The following is an 18606-nucleotide window of genomic DNA, read 5'->3' as shown; positions in this document are numbered from 1 at the left end:
GGCTAATCGTTTAATTAGCTGACTACTATAAGATCATGTATGTTGTTGTAAACTTTTTTCAATTGCCATTTTCATATTCTTCATTAAAACATTTGAAATCATTTTTATTGAGTTTAATAAATCTATTTTTTATTAAATCAATTCTCCAAACCTTCACTAAATTATCTAAATATTCTGTCTTACTGTTTTTTCCAAATCCAAATATGATTTTTTCTTCATCTTTTTCATTAATACTTTTACAATAACCTAATTGTAGATCATATTTAGAAATTGTATCAATTAAATGAACAGTATCCAAAAGTTCGTAAGCTACTCTACGTGGAGCTACTTTTATGATTTTTTCTAAAATCAAAATATGTAAACTGTCTTTTCGAATATGCTGTAATCCTTTATTTGAGTTTGGGTTTTTTTGATGATTCAAAACCATTCCTCTCATTTCATTAAAATCTTTAAAATTTGAAAATTGAGTGATGTCACGATAAAAATAGTATTTGCTAGAATTATCTCTGACTAATTCAATTCTGTTTTTTGTTTTAAAGAACTTAGCGTTTTGTTTGGGAATTGGTATTTGTAAGTTTTTGAAATCTCCTATTTGCCTGGATGGTTCTAAAATTTTTATGCATTTATTATCTTTTAAAAAAACTATTAAATTTATTCCGTCATCGGATTTTATTCTATTTTCTTGAATATTTGATAAATTCAAACTCCATTCTATTCCATTTTTTTTTATCGAAGAATATGGTTCAAATATGATAACATGATCCCATTCAAAATTGGTCAACTTTTGGAATTCAATAATTTCATCATTTAATTCAAATTGCTTTTCAATTTTTTTTGTCAAAGCAATATCAGATTTTAATTGATTTTTCTTTGGGGTACAACCAATTAAAAGTAAGGATAGAAATCCGAATACAATTTTTGCTTTTTTCATATTACTTACAACGACGTCTCAAGTAAAAAATCGTTTTCATGTTTTTTATTTTTGTGTTATAAGCTTTTTATTTTTTAGACTCAAGTAGTTTTTCTATTTCTGTTAATCGATTAGATAAAGATTTTAACTCTAGATTCTCTCTTTTCAGCTTTTCTATTTTCTTTTCTTGTTGGATTGTGTAAAGAGTTAACTCCTCAATTTTTTTAAGAAGATTCATATCCATTTCGGCTTGCATTACCCCATTTTGTTCAAACTCCTTTGCAGATGGGATTTCTGGTAAATGACTGTTTTTTTTAATAAAAGTTTCTACTTCTTCTATACTTCTCAAATTATAATCACTTTTGAATACGTAATCAGGAGCAGGAACATTAAGGTCAATTTTTACTTCTTCGGCATGAATATTTCCTTTTACGGTAAGTTTCATATCTGGATTAATGGTTCCAATTCCTATATTTCCATTTGCTTTAACAGTCATTTTTGTAGAATTACTACCAGCTCTAATGCTTAAATCGTGATTAGACATGGTCGAAATAATCCCTCCGTTAGTGTCTGCTCCAATTAAGAGTTCGTGTCCATTATTAGTTTTTAGGTTTAGGTAAGAACTTTGAGCACTTAATATACTTAATTTTCTATCTGGAGTAGCGGTTCCAATTCCAAAATTACCATTACGATCAAAGTGAAATTCTGAATCTATGCTCCTAATTCTAACATCCCCAATTTTATTCCAAAACAATGTTCCGGTCCAATTAGGATCTGTATACCCTAAAAGGGCACTAACACTAGCTGAAGCATTTCTTTTGATATTTAAAAAAGAAGTAACTTCTTGTGCATTACTATTGATACTAATCATTACCAAGACTAAAGTAAAAATGGTTTTTTTCATTTCTTTGATTTATTTTGTTTCCTTGTTTATTATAGATGAATGTCTTCATAATTGTAATTGTTACTTAAATTTTGAACAATTGTTTATAATGTTTGGTGTAAAATGCGTTTCAATGCATTTTATCTTTTGTTAGCAAGTTTAAATCTTATTTTTTTGCTGAAGGGAGTCTGCTTTTTATAAATTTGAATTGTCCATTATGATTCGATTCATGTTCACATACATGAAACCATTTACAATAGTTATTGGTTGGACCCCATGGCCACTCTTCGTCTACTTCCATTAACCACTCATCATCGCGTTTTTTAAATTCATTAAGAGTATTTTCTCTAACATCTTTTAATTTTTGAAGATAAAAATCAATTTCGTTTCCCTTTATTAATTTACGTGCTTCTTCGCCCAGACCCGATGCAATGTTCCAATTCATTTTATCTTCTTCATTCCAATCGCCCCACTTTTTCCCTTCAAAAGTATGTATTTGGTAAAACCTTTCTGTTGCCGCTAGATGCCATAACATTGCACCTATGGAATTAGCTTTCTCATCAATGAGGTAATCTAAATCTTCAATACTCATCTTTTTCACTGGACTTAAAATAACCATTCGCATCCAATCCATCATAGACACCAATGTCCCAATTTGTGGAGTAAACCCTTCTTTCGGTCCGATAATATTAATTCTATCTTGGCTCGTTTGAGAATGAGCCATAGCATTATTTGGCAGCACAAACAACCCTCCTGTTCCTAAAGCAAATAAAGAAGACTTCTTAATGAACTTTCTGCGATCAAAATTTTTGTGTTTGTTTTTCATTTAATTAGTTTTTTCAAATTACTACTAACGTTTAATGTAAAATATGTTTTGATACATTTTTACATGGTGTTGTGCATTCGTTTACTTTTCAATTTAAATTATGTCTATCTATTATAGTTGTTTCTTTCAGTACTGTCCACCCAAACTCTAATGGTATATCTGCTTGCATCATGAGCAAGATTCAACGAGGCTTGTTTAAGTTGACTTTTTGTTATTTTGCTTTCAGGTTGTTCATACTGCTCCAAAAGATTCTTAAATTTAACCATCTGTGCTTCCACGGTTTTTTCTTCAACAATCGCCAATCGCCCCCAAAATAGTCGTTGAAATTTCTTTCTTGCATTCTGATAATCTTCTGAATCTCGTTCTTCAGTTGCTAATGTCGAAGTTGCATCGGTAGCTTCGGCATAATAGTCCAATTGGTATTTATAAAAATGCATTCTTATTTCCTTTGCCGTTTGAGCATTTCTTTCTTTCTCCTTTTCAATCTTTTCTTCATTAAATCTTATGTATTCCAAATAAGTAAACAAAATTCCTATGATTATCGCCAAAACCTGTATAAGCTTAATTGATTTCTCAAAGAGGTCAACTTTTTTCTTAGTGTCTAGCTTGGATTTAATTTCAAGCCTATATTTTTCCTCGAGTTCTATCTTGTTTTTTTCTTCATCTGATAACATAAGATGTAATTTATTTTCTATATATGGCTATTTTTTTACCAAACAACCCCATTCTTCAACTCTTAAGAGTTGAAGAATGGGGTTGCGTTTACTTAATAAATGTAACTATTATTATTGAGTATAAAAAACCTCCTTAAGGTGTTCCTTGTTTTTTTCAATAATGATGTCATCGGCTTATTGAATTTTAACGGTTGGTATAAGAATAGTAGCCGATTACGGAGCATTCATTTTCAATTTACAATAGAGTTGAAGCGAGCAACAATCCTTAAATTTACAGCTGTATCGGCTATTGTTTTTATACTTTGTTACCAAGCGTATGTACAATCGGTATCAAAATTATGCACGCTAAATTTATTGTTACTTCCTAAAATCAATTGGCCGTACTTTATGAATAACTTCTGTACTTACCCAATGCAGATTTTTACTTCTACCGAAAAATAAATATTTACCATCCGGAGTGATTCTCGGGCTTACTTCATCAACATCAGAATTTATCGTACTACCCAGATTAATTGGTTTTGTCCACGTTCCGTCTTGCTTTTTGAAATAAACATAAATATCATTATCTTTTCTACTTTCATCTTCTTCGTTTCGACCGGTCACCAGTAAATAGTCTTGAGATGGAGAAATAAATGCGTGATGACCAAATTCAATTTCAACTTCCTGCACTTCGGGATATTTACCGTTTTTATTGAGGGCATAATTGGTTTTTATATTTCTACCTGATATTTCGGTATAAAAAAAGTCTCCGTTTTTGGCCTGATTAGGAGCAAATACGACTCCATCATTGATAGGTGAATCAAGTTCTATGGCATGACTCCAGGAATCTTCTGTGCGGTTTACATACCAAATTTTCTCATCTACAAAGCTAGAATCCAAAGCTGTGAAATAAATTCTTTTACCATTAGGGCTGACAAATGGATGCATTTCTGTATTTTTTTTCCCATTGGTAAAATTTGCTCTTTTAATGGGAGTCCATTCATTACCTTCGAGCTTTGAGAAATAGATAGATGTGTTTTCGCCTTCAGTATAAGCTGAAAAATATATTTCATCTAAATCAGGAGAAAACGAAACGGCACCTTCAAATCTTCCATTAAGTGAAATGATTCCGGGAGCAAACAATTCAGGAGTCAAGCTCGGTGGTTTTTGTCCAAAATAGGTGTCTCGTGTAATTGGTAAATCACTGTTTTTTGATTCATATTTTTTAGTATCGCATGAATTGAAAAACATTGTAAATACAAGTACTAAAAATATAAAGTTGTTATTTTTCATTGTTACCAAACCAGTTTCCGTTTTGACGTATTAAAAAAATAAAGATCTCCGTTTTTGGCTTCAATCGGATTAAAAACTTTATCATCATTTATAGGTAAATCAAGTTTTATTGCATCTCCCCAAGAATCTTTAAAACGGTTTACATACCAAATTTTACCATAATCATCTATAAAATAAATTCTTTTACCACTAGGGCACATAAATGGATGCGATTCATTACTGCTCTTTCCTTTTGTAAAATTTATTTTCTTAAGATTAGTCCATCTTTTGTTTTCTAATCTTGAGAAATACACAGTCCCATTCCAATTTTCGCTTTCACTCTTTCCTGAAAAATATATTTCATCTAAATCAGAAGAAAACGAAACAGCAGCTTCATTATTTGGTCCTGGCTAACGCAGAAATGTCGCTTTTCTACCATGAGAGAGAATCTTTTTTACTGAAGAACCATCCTTATTCATAATATAAATATGTGATTTTTTATCCTTGTTGGTTGATGAAAAAATTATTTTAGAACCATCAGGGGACCAGGATGGGTGCCAATTACCAACATTATTAAATGTTAATCGTTTTTGATTAGAACCATCAATATTCATCACATAAATTTCAAAATTTCCATCCCTATTAGACATAAAAACGATTTGCTTACCATCAGTAGAAACTTCAGGATGCCATTCTTCAGCTTCATTATCTGTCAAATGGATAATGTTGGTGCCATCAATATCTGCTATGCTTATCTCACCTTTTTTATCTTTGTATTTTGAAGTAAATACTATTCTTCCATCTGGAGTAAAATAAGGGTTACTGCCTTTCAGTGATTCTATTTGAGTTCTTTCGCTACCATCTTGATTCATAATCCAAATTTCTGCCTGCCAAACGTCTTCCGAATCTTTATATTCTCTTGCAAAAGCAATTTTTTTTCCATCGGGAGTCCATTCAGGTGCACTATCCCATTTGTTTTTTGCATGAGTTAATCGTTTGCTATTCGTACCATCACTGTTCATTGTATGAATAGACCAAGTCTTTCCGTCATCATGATATACTCGAAAAGCAAATGTTTTTCCATCAGGAGACAACGCTAAGTAATCACCCTTCGTATTTATACTTTTAATATTTGATTTACCTTCTTTATCGATTGAATAAATTTTTGCTACTCCCTTTGAAGTATAGGCAATTGTATGGGACGATGATTTAGATTTGTCATTTTCCTTATTTTCTTGAGCAAAGACTGTGTTTAGCGATAAAGCACATGTTAATATTAATAACGTTGTTGTTTTCATGTTTTCTTCCTTTATTATAAATGTGTTGATTTCTCATTGTTTTAATTAAGAAAACGAATATACTTCTTGAGAGAATTACAAGTCTTGTAAAATCTTGCTGTTCTTTTTATAATTACCAGGAGTTACTCCAACGTATTTTTTGAAACTATGAGTAAAATGACTTTGATCATAAAACCCTGATTCAAGCGCAATTTCTACCAAAGGAACATCCCCATAAAAAAGCTTTTTTGAGTTTTCGATTCTAATGGTAGTTAGATATTCCAAAGGTGTTAAACCAATGTTCTTTTTAAAGCTTTTTTGTAGTTTAAATTTATTCACTTTAAACTTTTTTTGTAGCATTTCTAAAGTGATTGATTGGTTATAATTTAGAGACAAATAATTTAGAATATCATCAAAAGGTTCATCAGCATTTTTTTGAAAATAAGATTGTTTAGCATCATTCAAAGTATCCAAAAAAAGATTTTCAAGGATTTTAAAAATTGATGCTTCGTTTATGTCAAACTCATTGTTACTATATGAGATAAAATAAGGGAAGCTTGCTAGATGAGAATAATCGGCATTTATTTTTTTTGAAACATTTTTGACTACATCATTGCTGATATAGAGAGCTTTATAAGTCCAGGCACTATTTGTATTGCCCCAGTTTTTATGAATTGAGTAAGGGGGAATTAATTGCAAAGCATTTTTGCTGACCAAAAACTCCGAATTGTTAAACGCTATGTTTTCGCTTCCGTATTCGATACAAGCCAGACTCCAACATTGATGAAAATGAAAAGGGAAGTTTTTATCAATAAACGTAGCAGACTTAACTTCAATACCGTCTAGTATCGATGATTTTATTGTACTTACTTTGTTTACTTCTATCATTTTAATTTGTAATTAAGTACTAGCAATACGATTGTCAGTATTAGTAGTTTTATATTCCCTCTTTTTGTCAATATGTTTGGTAACAATAGAATAAAGGATATGTCCTTTATATTCTATGTATAGTTATGTTTACTTGATAAATGTAACTATTAGTATCGAGTATAAAAAATCCTTCGATTTGCATGGTAAAATTAATTGCCACTATTTTTTCGAGTTCCGAAAAATGAAACTAGCGTGCTGTATCATTGTATATCAATTATTTATTAACTACGATGTATTGCAAATTTTTTTAAACAAGCAATAGATTTCAAAAGATGATATACAATGTCTAAAGAAAATTATGACACCAAGTTGGTGCTGTTAGAAGCGTTACCACAAGACGAGGTAAAATCACCAACAATCCCTATCGATGTATTTATGCAAGAAGCCGAAAACTTATTTGTATGGGCAGAGGAGGATAAAAAAACGCTACTCACCAAAGGACTGGATTGGCAGATGCATGGGGAAGATTTACCTACCCGAACCGGGGCATGTAGATATGCCCAGGCCGTTTGGATGAAAGAGCGGTATAGCCAGGAAGAAGCAGCCAAAGCCTGGCGGGAAGAATCCCCCAAGGCTTACGAATTTAGAAACGACCTGTTGGCCGATTTGCGTTTTGCGTTTCGTAAACGATTGGATTTGCTAGCCCGTGTACGTGCTATTGCAGATGGAGAAGGCGATGCCGATATGATCCAGGATTTGATGGATATTAGTGTATTGGGTAAAGCCAATATAGCAGAGCTAGAAAAAGCAAAGTATGACCTTAGAAACTTTGATATTGCAGCCCAAAAATCGGATACCCTGGCAGAACTGCTGGCCAAAGCGAATGGGGCGACCTTAGATAATTCTAAAGCCAAAGAAATACGGGATCGTGCCTATACCCATCTTAAGGAGGCTATAGATGAGCTTCGCGAAACGGGTAAATATGCGTTTAGAAAAGATCCCGAGCGTTATAAGGGATATGTTAGCCGATATAAACGCCGATAATCTGTTGGTATTACTGGCCCCCGCACAGGGTTGGGCTCTCCGCGCAGCGGGGGAGACTCACCCTGTTGCGGGGGTTTGTTTTACCCCTGCGGGGGAAGCTGCCGGTATGCCGATGGTCGATAAAAGTAGTGCGGGGGTGAAGTATACCTATGCGCGGAAAGCTATACCTATACCGATGGTCGATAAAAGTGATGCGGGGATGAGGTAAAGCTATGTGAGGGAAGCATTTAATATACCGATGGTCGAAAAAATAATGTGAGGGAGCGTTGATTTGTTATTTAGTAAAGACTCTATCTCTTTAAGCATAAAGTGGCTTTGATTAGACTCAGTAAATTCCGTAATAGATTTTCTATAGAGATAGAATTTCAAAACTTCGTGAGAAGCTACGTTGAAGAATTTTTTTGTTCCAATTTCTTGAGCTTTGTAGTTTTTAGAACCAGCAATTAGTTATACAGTTGTTGGGTGTAGTTTACTCTCTTAATGCAATTTTTTTAAGTTTAAATTTTTTAGAAATTTCTTCATCGATATCAACTAAAAAATTAAATAGAAGAAGATTAATTTGACTTACGTAACTAAAAGTGTAAGTCAAATATTTTCCATCTTCCAAATTAAAATCTGGAAATTGCTTTATGAAATCTTTCGAAATTTTTCTTCGATTATGTACTGCCAAATTTCGTTGCTTTATAAGGAAATTGATATTAGATTTTTCATTTTCGTTTTTAAATATGCTTATTCCAAGTCTCTTTTTAAAAAATTTCTCGATGTCTTCAATTCCTTTGTAAAATAGCTCTTCTATCTTTTTGGTTGCAATCGCCTTAGCAAGTTCGTCCATCGTATCAAATGCTAAAATAAAATCCAAATTTTCTGATTCCTTCGATTTCAGTATTTGAGGCTTTGAGATGACAACTTCTGAAAGAATTTCTTTGAAGTATGTTATGAAATTGTCCAAAGCGCGAACGTAAATTAATGCGCTTAAGTGATTTTCGTAATAATTAATATTGAGAAATTTCTCAGACAGAATGCTTAATTCAGTTTTGGCCTTGTCTGGATTTGCATCGTTATTATAGATATCTTGAAGGTGTTTTTTTGCTTCATCTTTATTTTTTTCGATGGATTTATTTCCAACTTCAAGATAACTCATGAGAAATTCAGACCGTTGCATTTCTTTCCAAAAATTGACAAAAGATTCTGTTGATTGGTCAAGTTGCTTTGCCAGATAAGTTTTCTGTTCTTCTTTCATTGACAAATGTCGATTTAAATTACTCCCAACGTTAAATATGTGGCAAGTAGGGCAGAAAATAAGCAATTATCTTCGGTTAAGCCACAAGCCAAATCTTTTGTATTTTGTTTTCATTTTTCTCTTTTAATACCAAATCAAAAGATTTAGCGAACTTAATTAAAAAGCACTTAACTTTGGGGTAAGCATCGAAACCCGTATTAATTATAGCCATTGTTAACTGCTGGCTTTATTCTTCATTTCCACTATTTTCTGGCAATTTAAGTATCGATTCACCATCAGTTTCTATGAATTCTATTTTTTCTGAACTTTCCTGAATTGAAGTCACCAAATCAATTTCAGCTTGTTTTTCCTCCGTAACCTCTTCGTCTTTCTTTGGTTTTGGTAAAGGTTCAACTCTTATTTCTACGTTAAACCCATTGTCAATTCTATTAGCTAGTTTATTGAGGGCAAATACAACGCCATTTTCAAGTTCGTTTTTTCTTCCATTGTCACTTTTATAGTGTTCGTCAAGAACTTCCTTTGCAATTTTTTTAATTTCAGATTCCATCATTCCGTTAGCATATGAATCAACATACTTAGTCTTAGCGGCAGGAACTCCTTTTTCACTAAGTTGGTTTCTTAAAACTTTAATTTCAAGTATTTGTTTATAATGATTAAGAATTCTTTCGGTGGCTTTGGATAATACATCTGCAACTTGTAGACCGATTATAACATATAGAAGAAAATCACTTGAAGAAATAGTTTTAATTTTGAATTCTTGTTTCTCTCCTTCTACAGCTTCTGAAATATGATTTAATATGAAGGTTAACTCCTTAATCTCATCTTTAAATGAAGAAAGTTTATTGTCAATGAACTCACGAGGGATAGTATAACCTAATTCACATTGTCCTGGTTCAAGAATTTCTTCCTCAATTCCTAGTTCTTCAAATCCACTTAAAGTATTGGTTATTGCACTTTTGAATTGTTTGAAGTCATTATTTATTTCTTTAATATCTGCAAGTGCTTTTGCTGGAGTAATAGCGTTAGCAGATAAGATATTTTCTATTTTAGATTTAAGCTTAATTCCAAATAAATCATCAACTGCAATTTCATCTATTACTTGCTTCCAACTTGGAGAATATTTATTGTATTTAGATTTAGAAAGAGCTTGATATAAATTTTCAAGTGATTTTACAAGATTAGTTTGGTGAGAAGGCTGGTTTGGTTGACTTACTTGATTTTGTAGATGTATTTCTACTTGCTGTATTAAGTTGGCTTGGTTAATATTATCCAGTTCTTCTTGTAAGTCTAGTAAAATTCTGTGTAATCTTTCTATATTCATATTTTAGTTTTGATGAGATTGCAATTAAAAACAGAATAAAGAATACATATCCTTTATATCCCGCGTATGTTTATTTTTAAATTTATATCAAACTCATATTGCGAGGTACAATATCAATGATTCATTGATAAGATAATTGTGGAAAACCACAATCACCATTTATTTTTACCAAACACAATCCCATACTTCAACTCATTAGAGTTGAAGTATGGGATTGTGTTTACTTGCTAAATGTACCTATTATTATTGAGGATAAAAAACCTCCCTAAGGTGTTCCTTATTTTTTAACATACTATTTTAAAAATAGATAGTGATGGGTATCTTTTGGGTTATCTAAACAGTACTACCACTAGCGAGACGCTAGTGGGAGTGGGGCTTAATGCTTTTCTATTGGTTCAATCAATGCATACTTTTTCATTAGAAATATTCCATACAATAAGCAAGGCAAAGCAAGTAATGTAATAATAATAGCATTTTCGATTGACATTGGGTCACTTATTTTTTCTTTAATTGGAAATCCTGCTGAGTCTAAGTCACCGACAAAATCAATTATTGCGTGTACAATTATTAATGGATAAATTCTTTTTGTAATCACCAATAAAACACCAAACATTACCCCAATAAAAGTAGCATAGCAAACTTGCGATAATTCTCCATAAATTCCTTTGTCAAAATTCAATATATGGATAAGCCCAAAAAATAAAGCAGATACAAAAACGGATAAAATAAAATTCTTTTTTGTATTTCCTAAGTAGTTTATCAAGTGTGATTGCAAAAAACCTCTAATACTCAATTCTTCAGCAAATCCAATTGATATCGAATAGATTAAAAATAAAGCGATATTAGGAAATAGAATGTTGGTATCAATATCGTCCATTATCATTGCGTTGAGCAATACTAAATAAATAAGCGGAAACAATAATAAGTGCCACTTTTGTAGATTTGTGCCTTTAATTCCAGCAACTTTGAAGAGTCCATTGTTTTTAATAAAGAAATACGAAATTACGATCAAAATCAGGTTTGCACCAATTTTCAGGAAAGTATGAGTTTGATATGATTCAATTCCGTTTTCTATTAGTCGTTGTGAAAAATATTCTCTTGTTAATAAAATCAGTAAAAGCACAATTACAAATATTGTAAGTTGATTCCAGAATTGTTTTTTGTTCATTATGGATTGGTTTTAAAGTTCTTTACTTAATAGACGTAAATTCTGATAAAATGGTTGCCTGGTTTTTTTTCTCGTATTAAGCACAACAACGAAATAAAGGATATATATCCTTTATTCTATCTATGTTTATGTTTAGCAATATTAAAAAGGGGGTTAACAATTTTGTCGAACGCCTTTTTTATTTCCCCTAATTCATTTCATTTTTCCCTCAATTCATTGTACAGCTATTTCGAAAACTGCACTCTCAAGATACTTTTGGGGTGTCATTAATCTTGAAATATTATATACTATGAAAATCATAACTACATTCTTAATCGCTTTTATTTGTTCAATTAGTTTTGGACAGACTTTTACAGGAAAAATAATCGACAAACAAAACCAACCTATTCTATTTGCCAATGTGGTTGCAAAAAGTGCAACTGATAATTCGCTAATTAATGGGGTGATTTCTGATGAAAATGGAGCGTTTTCTATCGAGCCAAAGAAAGAAAATGTATATATAGAAATTAGTTTTGTTGGATTTACTACCCAAAAAATAAGCCCTACTCAATCTAATATCGGAACAATCGTTTTAGAAGAAGAAGGACAACAACTACAAGAAGTCGTAATTACAGCACGTAAAAAGCTTATTCAACAAAAAGTAGATAGATTAGTTTTTAACGTAGAAAACACAGTTGCAGGTACTGGTGGAACCGCGCTTGATGCACTAAAAGCCACACCAAGTGTAAATGTAGATACTGACAAATTAGCCATTGTAGGGAAAGGAACTGTAAAAGTAATGGTTAATGATAGAATTATACAATTATCTGGTAACGAACTAACGGCTTATTTAAACAGCATTGCATCCGATGATATTAAAGATATTGAAGTTATTACCACACCACCTTCAAAATATGATGCAGAAGGCAATAGCGGACTTATTAATATTGTTCTAAAAAAATCAAAAGAAAATAGCTGGAATAATCAAATAAGAACTTCTTACACCCAAGCAACATATCCGTTATTTAATTTTGGAAATACATTTAACTACAATAAAAACAAAGTAAGTTTAATCGCTTCGTTAAATGGAACTAAAGGACATACCGCACAATTTAATCAATTTGATATTATTTACCCATCGGCTTCGACCGTATCAAATCTTGATATGAAAAATAAAGAAAATATGATTTCGGGCAGGCTGGGTTTAGATTACAATGTAACAAATAACGCTACTGTCGGAGTTTTATACACAGGTTTGTCTGAAGATAAAGGTATAAACGATGGTGGAAGAACACTGATAAATGATGGTAATGGAACGTACACTATTAATGAAGGTAACGCCGAGACAACAAACAAAAATCACTCAATTAATGCGCATTACATTCAAAAATTAGATACGCTTGGTAGAAAATTATCTATTGATGTTGATTACTTTAATTTCAATAATTCTTCTAACAGAGGTTTTAGCAGTGAACAATTTGTTACAAACCAAAGTTATTTTGAAGCAGAAAACAGCACCAATCAAAACATTAAAAATTATAGCGGAAGAATAGATATGGAACACCCAGGCAAGTGGGCTAATTTTTCTTACGGAGTTAAAACCACAATTACAAAAACAGATAGCGATGTAGCGTTTTACAATACCACTACAGGCACACCAATTTTTGATCCAACTCAAAGTAATGAGTTTATGTATTCTGAAAATATTAATGCAATATATGCAGATATGTCTAAACCATTAGGTAAAAAATGGCAAACAAAAATCGGACTTCGTTTTGAAAACACTCGAACAAAAGGAGTTTCAGAAACAAACAATCAAACCGATATCAATTCGTATAACAAACTATTTCCATCTGTATTTTTAGGGTATACTCCTAGTAGAGAAAATATGTTTAATTTAAGTTATAGCAGAAGAATTCAACGTCCTAGTTTTGAGCGTTTAAATCCGTTTCGATTTTACATTAATCCTATTTCGTATCAAGAAGGAAACCCGTTTTTAAAACCACAAATTTCTGAGAATTTAGAAGTAAAGCACATTTACAAAGGAAAACTCATCAGTAAAGCATTTGTAAGTTATGTAGATAATGGATATTTCAACATTATTAAAGCAGAAGATGGAGCACAACAAAGAATAGTGGTAACATTTGACAATTTTTATACAGCTTATAATTACGGGTTAACTGAAACTTTTATATACAACCCAACAAAATGGTGGAATACGACAACCCAAGCAACGGTATCAAAAATGGATACGCAATACAAAGACGGGTTTAATTTAGACGCAGAATTAGTAAGCAGATGGAACTTTCAATTGTATAACCGAAATACATTCCATTTAAACGAAGCAAAAACAATACAAGCAGAAACCACGCTTATTTATGCCTCGCCACAAAAATTGATGTATTTTTCAATATCTGAAATGGTGAGTCTAGACCTGGGATTAAAATTTTCGTTACTAGACAAAAAACTAAATTGTACAGTAGCCGTAAACGATATTTTAAAGCGTAAGGCAACGAGTGTAAACACCAAAACTAACGGAATAGACCAAACATACTATAATTATTTTGATACCCGAGGTGTGAAGATTGGTCTAAACTATAGCTTTGGTAACAAAAAGATAAAAGTTAAGCAACGTAATTCTGGAAACGAAGAAGAGCAAAACAGAGCAAAAACTAATTAATCGAAAATAAAGCTGTTTAAAGAATTAGACATTTTAAACAGCTTTTTTTTAGCGTAAAAATGTATTTTGTACATCTAAAATTACAAAGCAGTGAAGATTTTCAATCAAAAAATAAATCTAAAACAAGTTTTAATAGTCATTGCCCTATTGTTCCTAGGTAATGCTGGTAAAATTTATCTTTTACATAACGTGCGAACTAAAAGTGATATTGATTTTTATGACTATTTCGACCACGTTTCTGTTTTTCTATTTTCTGCAGTTTCGGTAATATCAGTACTAGTTTCTTGGAAAGTCATTAATAGAATAGACACGACAAATACAATTCTAAAATTTGTAAAGGTTTATATTTTGTCTTTTTTATTATTTGTTATCGCTGGTGTTATTATTGATTATGTTCTTTTGGGTATTATAATGAACAATAATGAATATGATTTTATGATTAGATTTATAAACACGATGTCAGTTGCTTTTATACTTGTTGATATTTTTGCGCTTACTTCTGCATTTTTATATTTCAGACAATCTCAAAAAACCACATTAGAATTAGAGCAAACCGAAAAAGAAAAAGCAACGTTACAATCGCAAATGCTACAAAAGAATTTAGAGCCTCATTTTTTATTCAATAATTTGAGTGTTTTATCAGGATTAGCAAGAAAAAAACCGGAGCAAATAGAAAGTTTTATCGATGATTTTTCTGATGTATATCGCTACTATTTAAAACATGGAAAAAAACAATTGGCCGAGTTGAAAGATGAACTGTCATTCTTAATAAGTTATATGAATTTAATGGAAAAACGCTTCGGGAATGCCTATCAAATTGAAAATAGTATCGAAAGCACAAACGGATTTATAATTCCTTGTTCATTACAACTATGCATAGAAAATGCGATAAAACACAATAAAGGGAGTGAAAAAAATCCGCTATTAATTTCGCTTTCGCGGAAAGAGGATACCATTGTGATAAAAAACAAACTAAATAAAGTAGATTTTACGCTCGGAACGGGAACGGGAAATGATTATTTAAAACGTCAATATGAAATCAATTTTAACAAAGACGTTATTTTTACAGAAACTGATACTGAATTTATTGTTGAAATCCCACTAATTTCTGAAATATGAAAGTACTAATCATAGAAGACGAAGCCATAAATATTGAAATCATTTCGGACCATATTCTTCGATACAATGGCAACATCGAAATTGTAGCCTCGTTACAAAGCAAAGAAGAAGTTGAAAAATGGTATCAAACCAATGAACAGGTAGATTTAGTGTTTTCTGATATTGAATTGTTAGACGGAAATGTGTTTTCTCTATTGAAAACCAACATTATAAAATCCCCAATTATTTTTACCACCGCCTATAACACTTTTTACCAAGAAGCTTTCGATGTAAGCGGAATAGCTTATTTACTAAAACCCATTAGCTATACCAAGTTTAATAAAGCAATGGAAAAGTTTGAAAGCCTACAAAACAAAGAGATTGATTGGAAGAAAATATCAGAAACCATTCACGAATTAAACAACAATTACAAAGAACGCATCATCATAAAAACCAAAACAGAAATAAAAATTTTAAGCACAAAAAATACGGGAGCAATTTTATCTAATGCCGGAAAATGCATCGGGATTGATGAAAACGGAAAAGAAAATGAATTTCGCTACAAGTTATCTGATTTAATAAAAGAATTAAACCCCAAAGAGTTTTTTCAAATTAATCGTGGTGAAATTGTAAATATCAATTTCATCGAAAAAATTGAGCCTTACTTTGGAGACAGATTGGCAATTTCAATCAAAAACTACAAACAACATTTGATTACAAGCGCATCTGCAACAAGCGAATTTAGAAAATGGATTGAGTAAAAAAGCTAGCAACTACAGAGCTTAAATTACACTCCCTGCTTTATATATTAATTCGGTTTTTGTCATTTCCTTAATGCACTACAACGGTTAGTATAAGAAATCGTAGGACAGAGGATAAGCACAGACTTTTTGATTAAACCCAAAACCCTTATGTTTTCTTATACATTGTTGACAGTAGTTTTTTCTTCTATTCCTAGATTTTTAATAGTCTTGCATATTTATACTTTTTTTGAGAAAACTATATTTTCGTAGCCTTTTCCATTGACTATAAAATTTAATTCTCCAACGTTTTTAAATTCATTTCTTTCATAGAATCTAATGGCTCTATTGTTTTTTATGTAAACGGTGAGCCACATGGTATCTAATTGCAATTTTTTGGCTTGCTCTTCAACAAAATTTAGTAACTGTTGTCCAATTTTTAAGGGTATAAAATCATTTAGGATGAAAATTCGTTCTAATTGACAACTGTTTTGTGATGTAATATTTTCGTTTGATGCATTTACTACTAATTTTGCATAACCGACAGGTAAATCATCTGCATAAATAATATAGAAAAGTTGCTTGGGATTGTTTATATTCTGTTTCGTTTTAAAAACTGAAAAATTCTCGTTAAGGTATTTTAATACATCGCTTTTATCTTCGATATAATGACCATGAGATTCAGCCCATGTTAGTCGACCTAGAAGTGCTAAAACATCTGTATCTGCTTTTGTAGCTATTTTTATTTTAATCATTACTATTCTTATTTATTCGTAATCTTCTTATATGATAACCATGAAGCAATACAGCAATTGTGCAGCCTACAATTATTGGTGTAGCGCTAATTAATGCACCATATAAAATGTAACCTGTATTCGCGATTAGTGATATTAAACGTAGTTTATATTCGCCTTTGGTAGACATAGAATATAAATTGATCACTAGAGCTGTATAGCCAATACTATCAATTAAAAATGGACTCATGTTTTATCTTTTTCGGTTTGATTAATTTATATTGGAAACTATCCTGTTTAAACAGTGTAACACAAATATAGAATGCATTATCTTGTTTTTAGTTTATAATCGAATTAATAATTGTATATTTGAATTCGATACTATCGAATAAATAATAATAAAATTACGATTATAAATGGATACATTGGATAAAAAGATACTTGAAATGCTAAAGATTAATGCTAGAGAAAGCTTCGCTAATATTGGAAAAGAAGTAGGATTGTCTGCTCCTGCCATAGGCAAGCGTGTTCGGCAAATGGAAGAAGAAGGCATAATCGAAGGCTATGGTCTAAAATTGAATCATGAAAAATTGGGGATTGAGACTAAAGCATATATAACATTAGTAATACACCGAGAATCAAGAGGATCAAATGATGCTCAAAAACAAATACAAGCAATGGAAGAAGTGCAAAGTTGTGATAGAATTACTGGTGATGATTGCTTATGCGTTTTAGGTTATTTTAGAAACAATAAGCATCTTATTTCCTTTCTTGAAAAAATCGCAGAGTATGGTGCTTCAAAAACGAGCATTATTTTAGAAGCGTAATTTATTTCCTTGAAAGGTTCTATAAACAGACAAACTCTGTCATTTATTTATCTGTAAGAGATGATATTAGAATTGCCAAATTCGGTATTTCTTTTGTTTCCCATTTTCTGTTTTTTCTTGCACATAACGGTTTCGGCTATGATTTTGTTGTGGAATCATCCGCAGGATTATTCCGCTTAGAAATCAGCCATTGATTTATACTTTTATTTTGGTGTGGCACAAAACCACAATGAATTATAGCTGTTGTTAGCCTTTGTTGTTTTATGTATACGGTGTTCCTATTACGTGAAAAACTAAATCAAATACAATATGTGATAATATCGCAACTAATAATCCTCGTTTCCAAAATATCCAGCCAAATGTTGAACCTGTTATTAAATTCCCAATTATTGTTACACTAATCGTGAATGGTGTTAGCTCTACAAAATTCTTTGATAGTGGAAGATGGATAAGTCCAAAAAATAATGCTGAAATTAATATGCCCGACCAGACTAATCTATTTGATGGATTTTCGGTCTTTTTAAAAAATTGGACTGCAGCTATTATTAACGACATTAATCCTAATCTAAACATTATCTCTTCAGTTATTCCAGCAGAAAATGAAACAAGCAGATAAAATGGTTTGGATGGACGTGATATTTTATGTGAAACTGGATATAATTCCTTTTGAATTTCAAACAACCCTAAAAGAAATAAAGCAATTACTGCTGCCAAAAGAACACTTGACAGAACGGCATCTCTCTTAATAATACCATTAACTGGTTTTTTAGAAAAAATCCTTGAAATAACTGGTGCTCCCATATTAGCACTTGAAGAAACCCATAAGCCGATAAAAACTAATACAGCCCCTAAAATTAAACTACTAATTCCGATTGTGGTCAAGTCAGAATAAAACGATTCATTCATGTTGATGCCTGTCTTGCCTGCTTCTATGTTTAATCTTTTGACTTCTCTACTAAATGGTATATTTATGACTGAACCAAAAATGAACAGAATGATTACTGTTAATGAAGTCTGCCAACGGTATTCTTTCTTTTCTTCTTTGTCTTGTACGATTGATGATTTAAATAATTTTTTCAATTGA

Annotated in this window: 19 protein-coding genes; 5 read left to right on the top strand and 14 right to left on the bottom strand. The window is 31.4% G+C overall.

The annotated features are described in order from the left end of the window. Nucleotides 1-58: 58 nt before the first annotated feature. From DG435_RS16515 to DG435_RS16480, 8 genes are all read right to left on the bottom strand, one after another. Entirely contained in the window at nucleotides 59-931 is an 873-nt protein-coding gene (locus tag DG435_RS16515; protein WP_106792415.1) for a hypothetical protein, read from the bottom strand. Between the two features lie 67 nt (nucleotides 932-998). After that, on the bottom strand, nucleotides 999-1814 hold the full coding sequence (locus DG435_RS16510) for a tail fiber protein (RefSeq protein ID WP_159025547.1): 816 nt from the start codon (nucleotides 1812-1814) through the stop codon (nucleotides 999-1001). A gap of 145 nt (nucleotides 1815-1959) precedes the next feature. Then, a complete protein-coding gene (locus tag DG435_RS16505) occupies nucleotides 1960-2619 on the bottom strand; it encodes a DinB family protein (protein WP_106792413.1) in 660 nt (219 codons plus the stop codon). Nucleotides 2620-2723: 104 nt separating this feature from the next. After that, on the bottom strand, nucleotides 2724-3293 hold the full coding sequence (locus DG435_RS16500) for a hypothetical protein (protein ID WP_106792412.1): 570 nt from the start codon (nucleotides 3291-3293) through the stop codon (nucleotides 2724-2726). A 357-nt stretch (nucleotides 3294-3650) separates the two neighbouring features. Continuing rightward, nucleotides 3651-4565, bottom strand: coding sequence for a PD40 domain-containing protein (locus DG435_RS16495; protein WP_199852667.1), 915 nt, complete (start codon nucleotides 4563-4565; stop codon nucleotides 3651-3653). Nucleotides 4566-4567: 2 nt separating this feature from the next. Then, nucleotides 4568-4858, bottom strand: a complete 291-nt coding sequence (locus DG435_RS16490; protein WP_106792411.1) for a hypothetical protein — start codon at nucleotides 4856-4858, stop codon at nucleotides 4568-4570. Between the two features lie 96 nt (nucleotides 4859-4954). After that, entirely contained in the window at nucleotides 4955-5842 is an 888-nt protein-coding gene (locus tag DG435_RS16485) for a DUF5050 domain-containing protein (RefSeq protein WP_106792410.1), read from the bottom strand. 75 nt (nucleotides 5843-5917) lie between these two features. After that, nucleotides 5918-6709 (bottom strand): AraC family transcriptional regulator, encoded by a 792-nt coding sequence (locus DG435_RS16480; RefSeq protein WP_106792409.1) that lies wholly within the window; start codon nucleotides 6707-6709, stop codon nucleotides 5918-5920. 354 nt (nucleotides 6710-7063) lie between these two features. Between DG435_RS16480 and DG435_RS16475 the strand changes: the two genes are divergently transcribed. Then, a complete protein-coding gene (locus DG435_RS16475) occupies nucleotides 7064-7735 on the top strand; it encodes a hypothetical protein (RefSeq protein ID WP_159025546.1) in 672 nt (223 codons plus the stop codon). A 469-nt stretch (nucleotides 7736-8204) separates the two neighbouring features. On the opposite strand, the gene DG435_RS16465 is transcribed toward DG435_RS16475, so the two are convergent. From DG435_RS16465 to DG435_RS16455, 3 genes are all read right to left on the bottom strand, one after another. Then, a complete protein-coding gene (locus DG435_RS16465; RefSeq protein WP_106792406.1) occupies nucleotides 8205-8975 on the bottom strand; it encodes a hypothetical protein in 771 nt (256 codons plus the stop codon). A gap of 226 nt (nucleotides 8976-9201) precedes the next feature. Continuing rightward, the gene (locus DG435_RS16460) at nucleotides 9202-10296 is read right to left on the bottom strand and encodes a hypothetical protein (RefSeq protein ID WP_106792405.1); all 1095 of its coding nucleotides are present in this window, start codon (nucleotides 10294-10296) and stop codon (nucleotides 9202-9204) included. A gap of 376 nt (nucleotides 10297-10672) precedes the next feature. After that, complete coding sequence (locus DG435_RS16455; protein WP_106792404.1) at nucleotides 10673-11464, bottom strand: CPBP family intramembrane glutamic endopeptidase; 792 nt, start codon at nucleotides 11462-11464, stop codon at nucleotides 10673-10675. 289 nt (nucleotides 11465-11753) lie between these two features. Between DG435_RS16455 and DG435_RS16450 the strand changes: the two genes are divergently transcribed. The 3 genes from DG435_RS16450 to DG435_RS16440 all read left to right on the top strand — a co-directional run bounded on the left by DG435_RS16450 (nucleotide 11754) and on the right by DG435_RS16440 (nucleotide 15982). Continuing rightward, nucleotides 11754-14123 carry an outer membrane beta-barrel family protein gene (locus tag DG435_RS16450; protein WP_106792403.1) on the top strand — a complete coding sequence of 790 codons (2370 nt, stop codon included), beginning with the start codon at nucleotides 11754-11756 and terminating at the stop codon, nucleotides 14121-14123. 348 nt (nucleotides 14124-14471) lie between these two features. Continuing rightward, on the top strand, nucleotides 14472-15242 hold the full coding sequence (locus DG435_RS16445; protein ID WP_159025545.1) for a sensor histidine kinase: 771 nt from the start codon (nucleotides 14472-14474) through the stop codon (nucleotides 15240-15242). After that, nucleotides 15239-15982 (top strand): LytTR family DNA-binding domain-containing protein, encoded by a 744-nt coding sequence (locus DG435_RS16440; protein WP_106792401.1) that lies wholly within the window; start codon nucleotides 15239-15241, stop codon nucleotides 15980-15982. Before DG435_RS16445 ends, DG435_RS16440 begins: the two co-directional genes overlap by 4 nt. Before the next feature lie 218 nt (nucleotides 15983-16200). Here DG435_RS16440 and DG435_RS16435 read toward each other — a convergent pair whose 3' ends face one another. Next, nucleotides 16201-16716: a GNAT family N-acetyltransferase gene (locus DG435_RS16435; protein WP_106792400.1), complete on the bottom strand. Its 516-nt coding sequence runs from the start codon at nucleotides 16714-16716 to the stop codon at nucleotides 16201-16203. Beyond that, complete coding sequence (locus DG435_RS16430; protein ID WP_074405790.1) at nucleotides 16709-16945, bottom strand: hypothetical protein; 237 nt, start codon at nucleotides 16943-16945, stop codon at nucleotides 16709-16711. Before DG435_RS16430 ends, DG435_RS16435 begins: the two co-directional genes overlap by 8 nt. Nucleotides 16946-17111: 166 nt before the next feature. Between DG435_RS16430 and DG435_RS16425 the strand changes: the two genes are divergently transcribed. Further along, nucleotides 17112-17522 carry an Lrp/AsnC family transcriptional regulator gene (locus DG435_RS16425; protein ID WP_106792399.1) on the top strand — a complete coding sequence of 137 codons (411 nt, stop codon included), beginning with the start codon at nucleotides 17112-17114 and terminating at the stop codon, nucleotides 17520-17522. Between the two features lie 261 nt (nucleotides 17523-17783). Here the strand turns inward: DG435_RS16425 and DG435_RS16420 are convergent, their stop codons facing one another. Further along, nucleotides 17784-18602 (bottom strand): CPBP family intramembrane glutamic endopeptidase, encoded by an 819-nt coding sequence (locus DG435_RS16420; RefSeq protein WP_106792398.1) that lies wholly within the window; start codon nucleotides 18600-18602, stop codon nucleotides 17784-17786. Nucleotides 18603-18606 lie beyond the last annotated feature (4 nt).

Source organism: Aquimarina sp. Aq78 (assembly GCF_900299525.1).
In the GTDB taxonomy this organism is placed as follows: domain Bacteria; phylum Bacteroidota; class Bacteroidia; order Flavobacteriales; family Flavobacteriaceae; genus Aquimarina.
This window is presented reverse-complemented; position numbering and strand designations above follow the sequence as displayed.

What these genes read in the sequence shown, in the direction of transcription:
- DG435_RS16440 (WP_106792401.1), top strand. Translation starts at nt 15,239, where the DNA reads ATGAAAGTACTAATCATAGAAGACGAAGCCATAAATATTGAAATCATT.
- DG435_RS16435 (WP_106792400.1), bottom strand. Translation starts at nt 16,716, where the DNA reads ATGATTAAAATAAAAATAGCTACAAAAGCAGATACAGATGTTTTAGCA.
- DG435_RS16515 (WP_106792415.1), bottom strand. Translation starts at nt 931, where the DNA reads ATGAAAAAAGCAAAAATTGTATTCGGATTTCTATCCTTACTTTTAATT.
- DG435_RS16505 (WP_106792413.1), bottom strand. Translation starts at nt 2,619, where the DNA reads ATGAAAAACAAACACAAAAATTTTGATCGCAGAAAGTTCATTAAGAAG.
- DG435_RS16430 (WP_074405790.1), bottom strand. Translation starts at nt 16,945, where the DNA reads ATGAGTCCATTTTTAATTGATAGTATTGGCTATACAGCTCTAGTGATC.
- DG435_RS16500 (WP_106792412.1), bottom strand. Translation starts at nt 3,293, where the DNA reads ATGTTATCAGATGAAGAAAAAAACAAGATAGAACTCGAGGAAAAATAT.
- DG435_RS16450 (WP_106792403.1), top strand. Translation starts at nt 11,754, where the DNA reads ATGAAAATCATAACTACATTCTTAATCGCTTTTATTTGTTCAATTAGT.
- DG435_RS16495 (WP_199852667.1), bottom strand. Translation starts at nt 4,565, where the DNA reads ATGAAAAATAACAACTTTATATTTTTAGTACTTGTATTTACAATGTTT.
- DG435_RS16425 (WP_106792399.1), top strand. Translation starts at nt 17,112, where the DNA reads ATGGATACATTGGATAAAAAGATACTTGAAATGCTAAAGATTAATGCT.
- DG435_RS16465 (WP_106792406.1), bottom strand. Translation starts at nt 8,975, where the DNA reads ATGAAAGAAGAACAGAAAACTTATCTGGCAAAGCAACTTGACCAATCA.
- DG435_RS16485 (WP_106792410.1), bottom strand. Translation starts at nt 5,842, where the DNA reads ATGAAAACAACAACGTTATTAATATTAACATGTGCTTTATCGCTAAAC.
- DG435_RS16455 (WP_106792404.1), bottom strand. Translation starts at nt 11,464, where the DNA reads ATGAACAAAAAACAATTCTGGAATCAACTTACAATATTTGTAATTGTG.
- DG435_RS16460 (WP_106792405.1), bottom strand. Translation starts at nt 10,296, where the DNA reads ATGAATATAGAAAGATTACACAGAATTTTACTAGACTTACAAGAAGAA.
- DG435_RS16510 (WP_159025547.1), bottom strand. Translation starts at nt 1,814, where the DNA reads ATGAAAAAAACCATTTTTACTTTAGTCTTGGTAATGATTAGTATCAAT.
- DG435_RS16480 (WP_106792409.1), bottom strand. Translation starts at nt 6,709, where the DNA reads ATGATAGAAGTAAACAAAGTAAGTACAATAAAATCATCGATACTAGAC.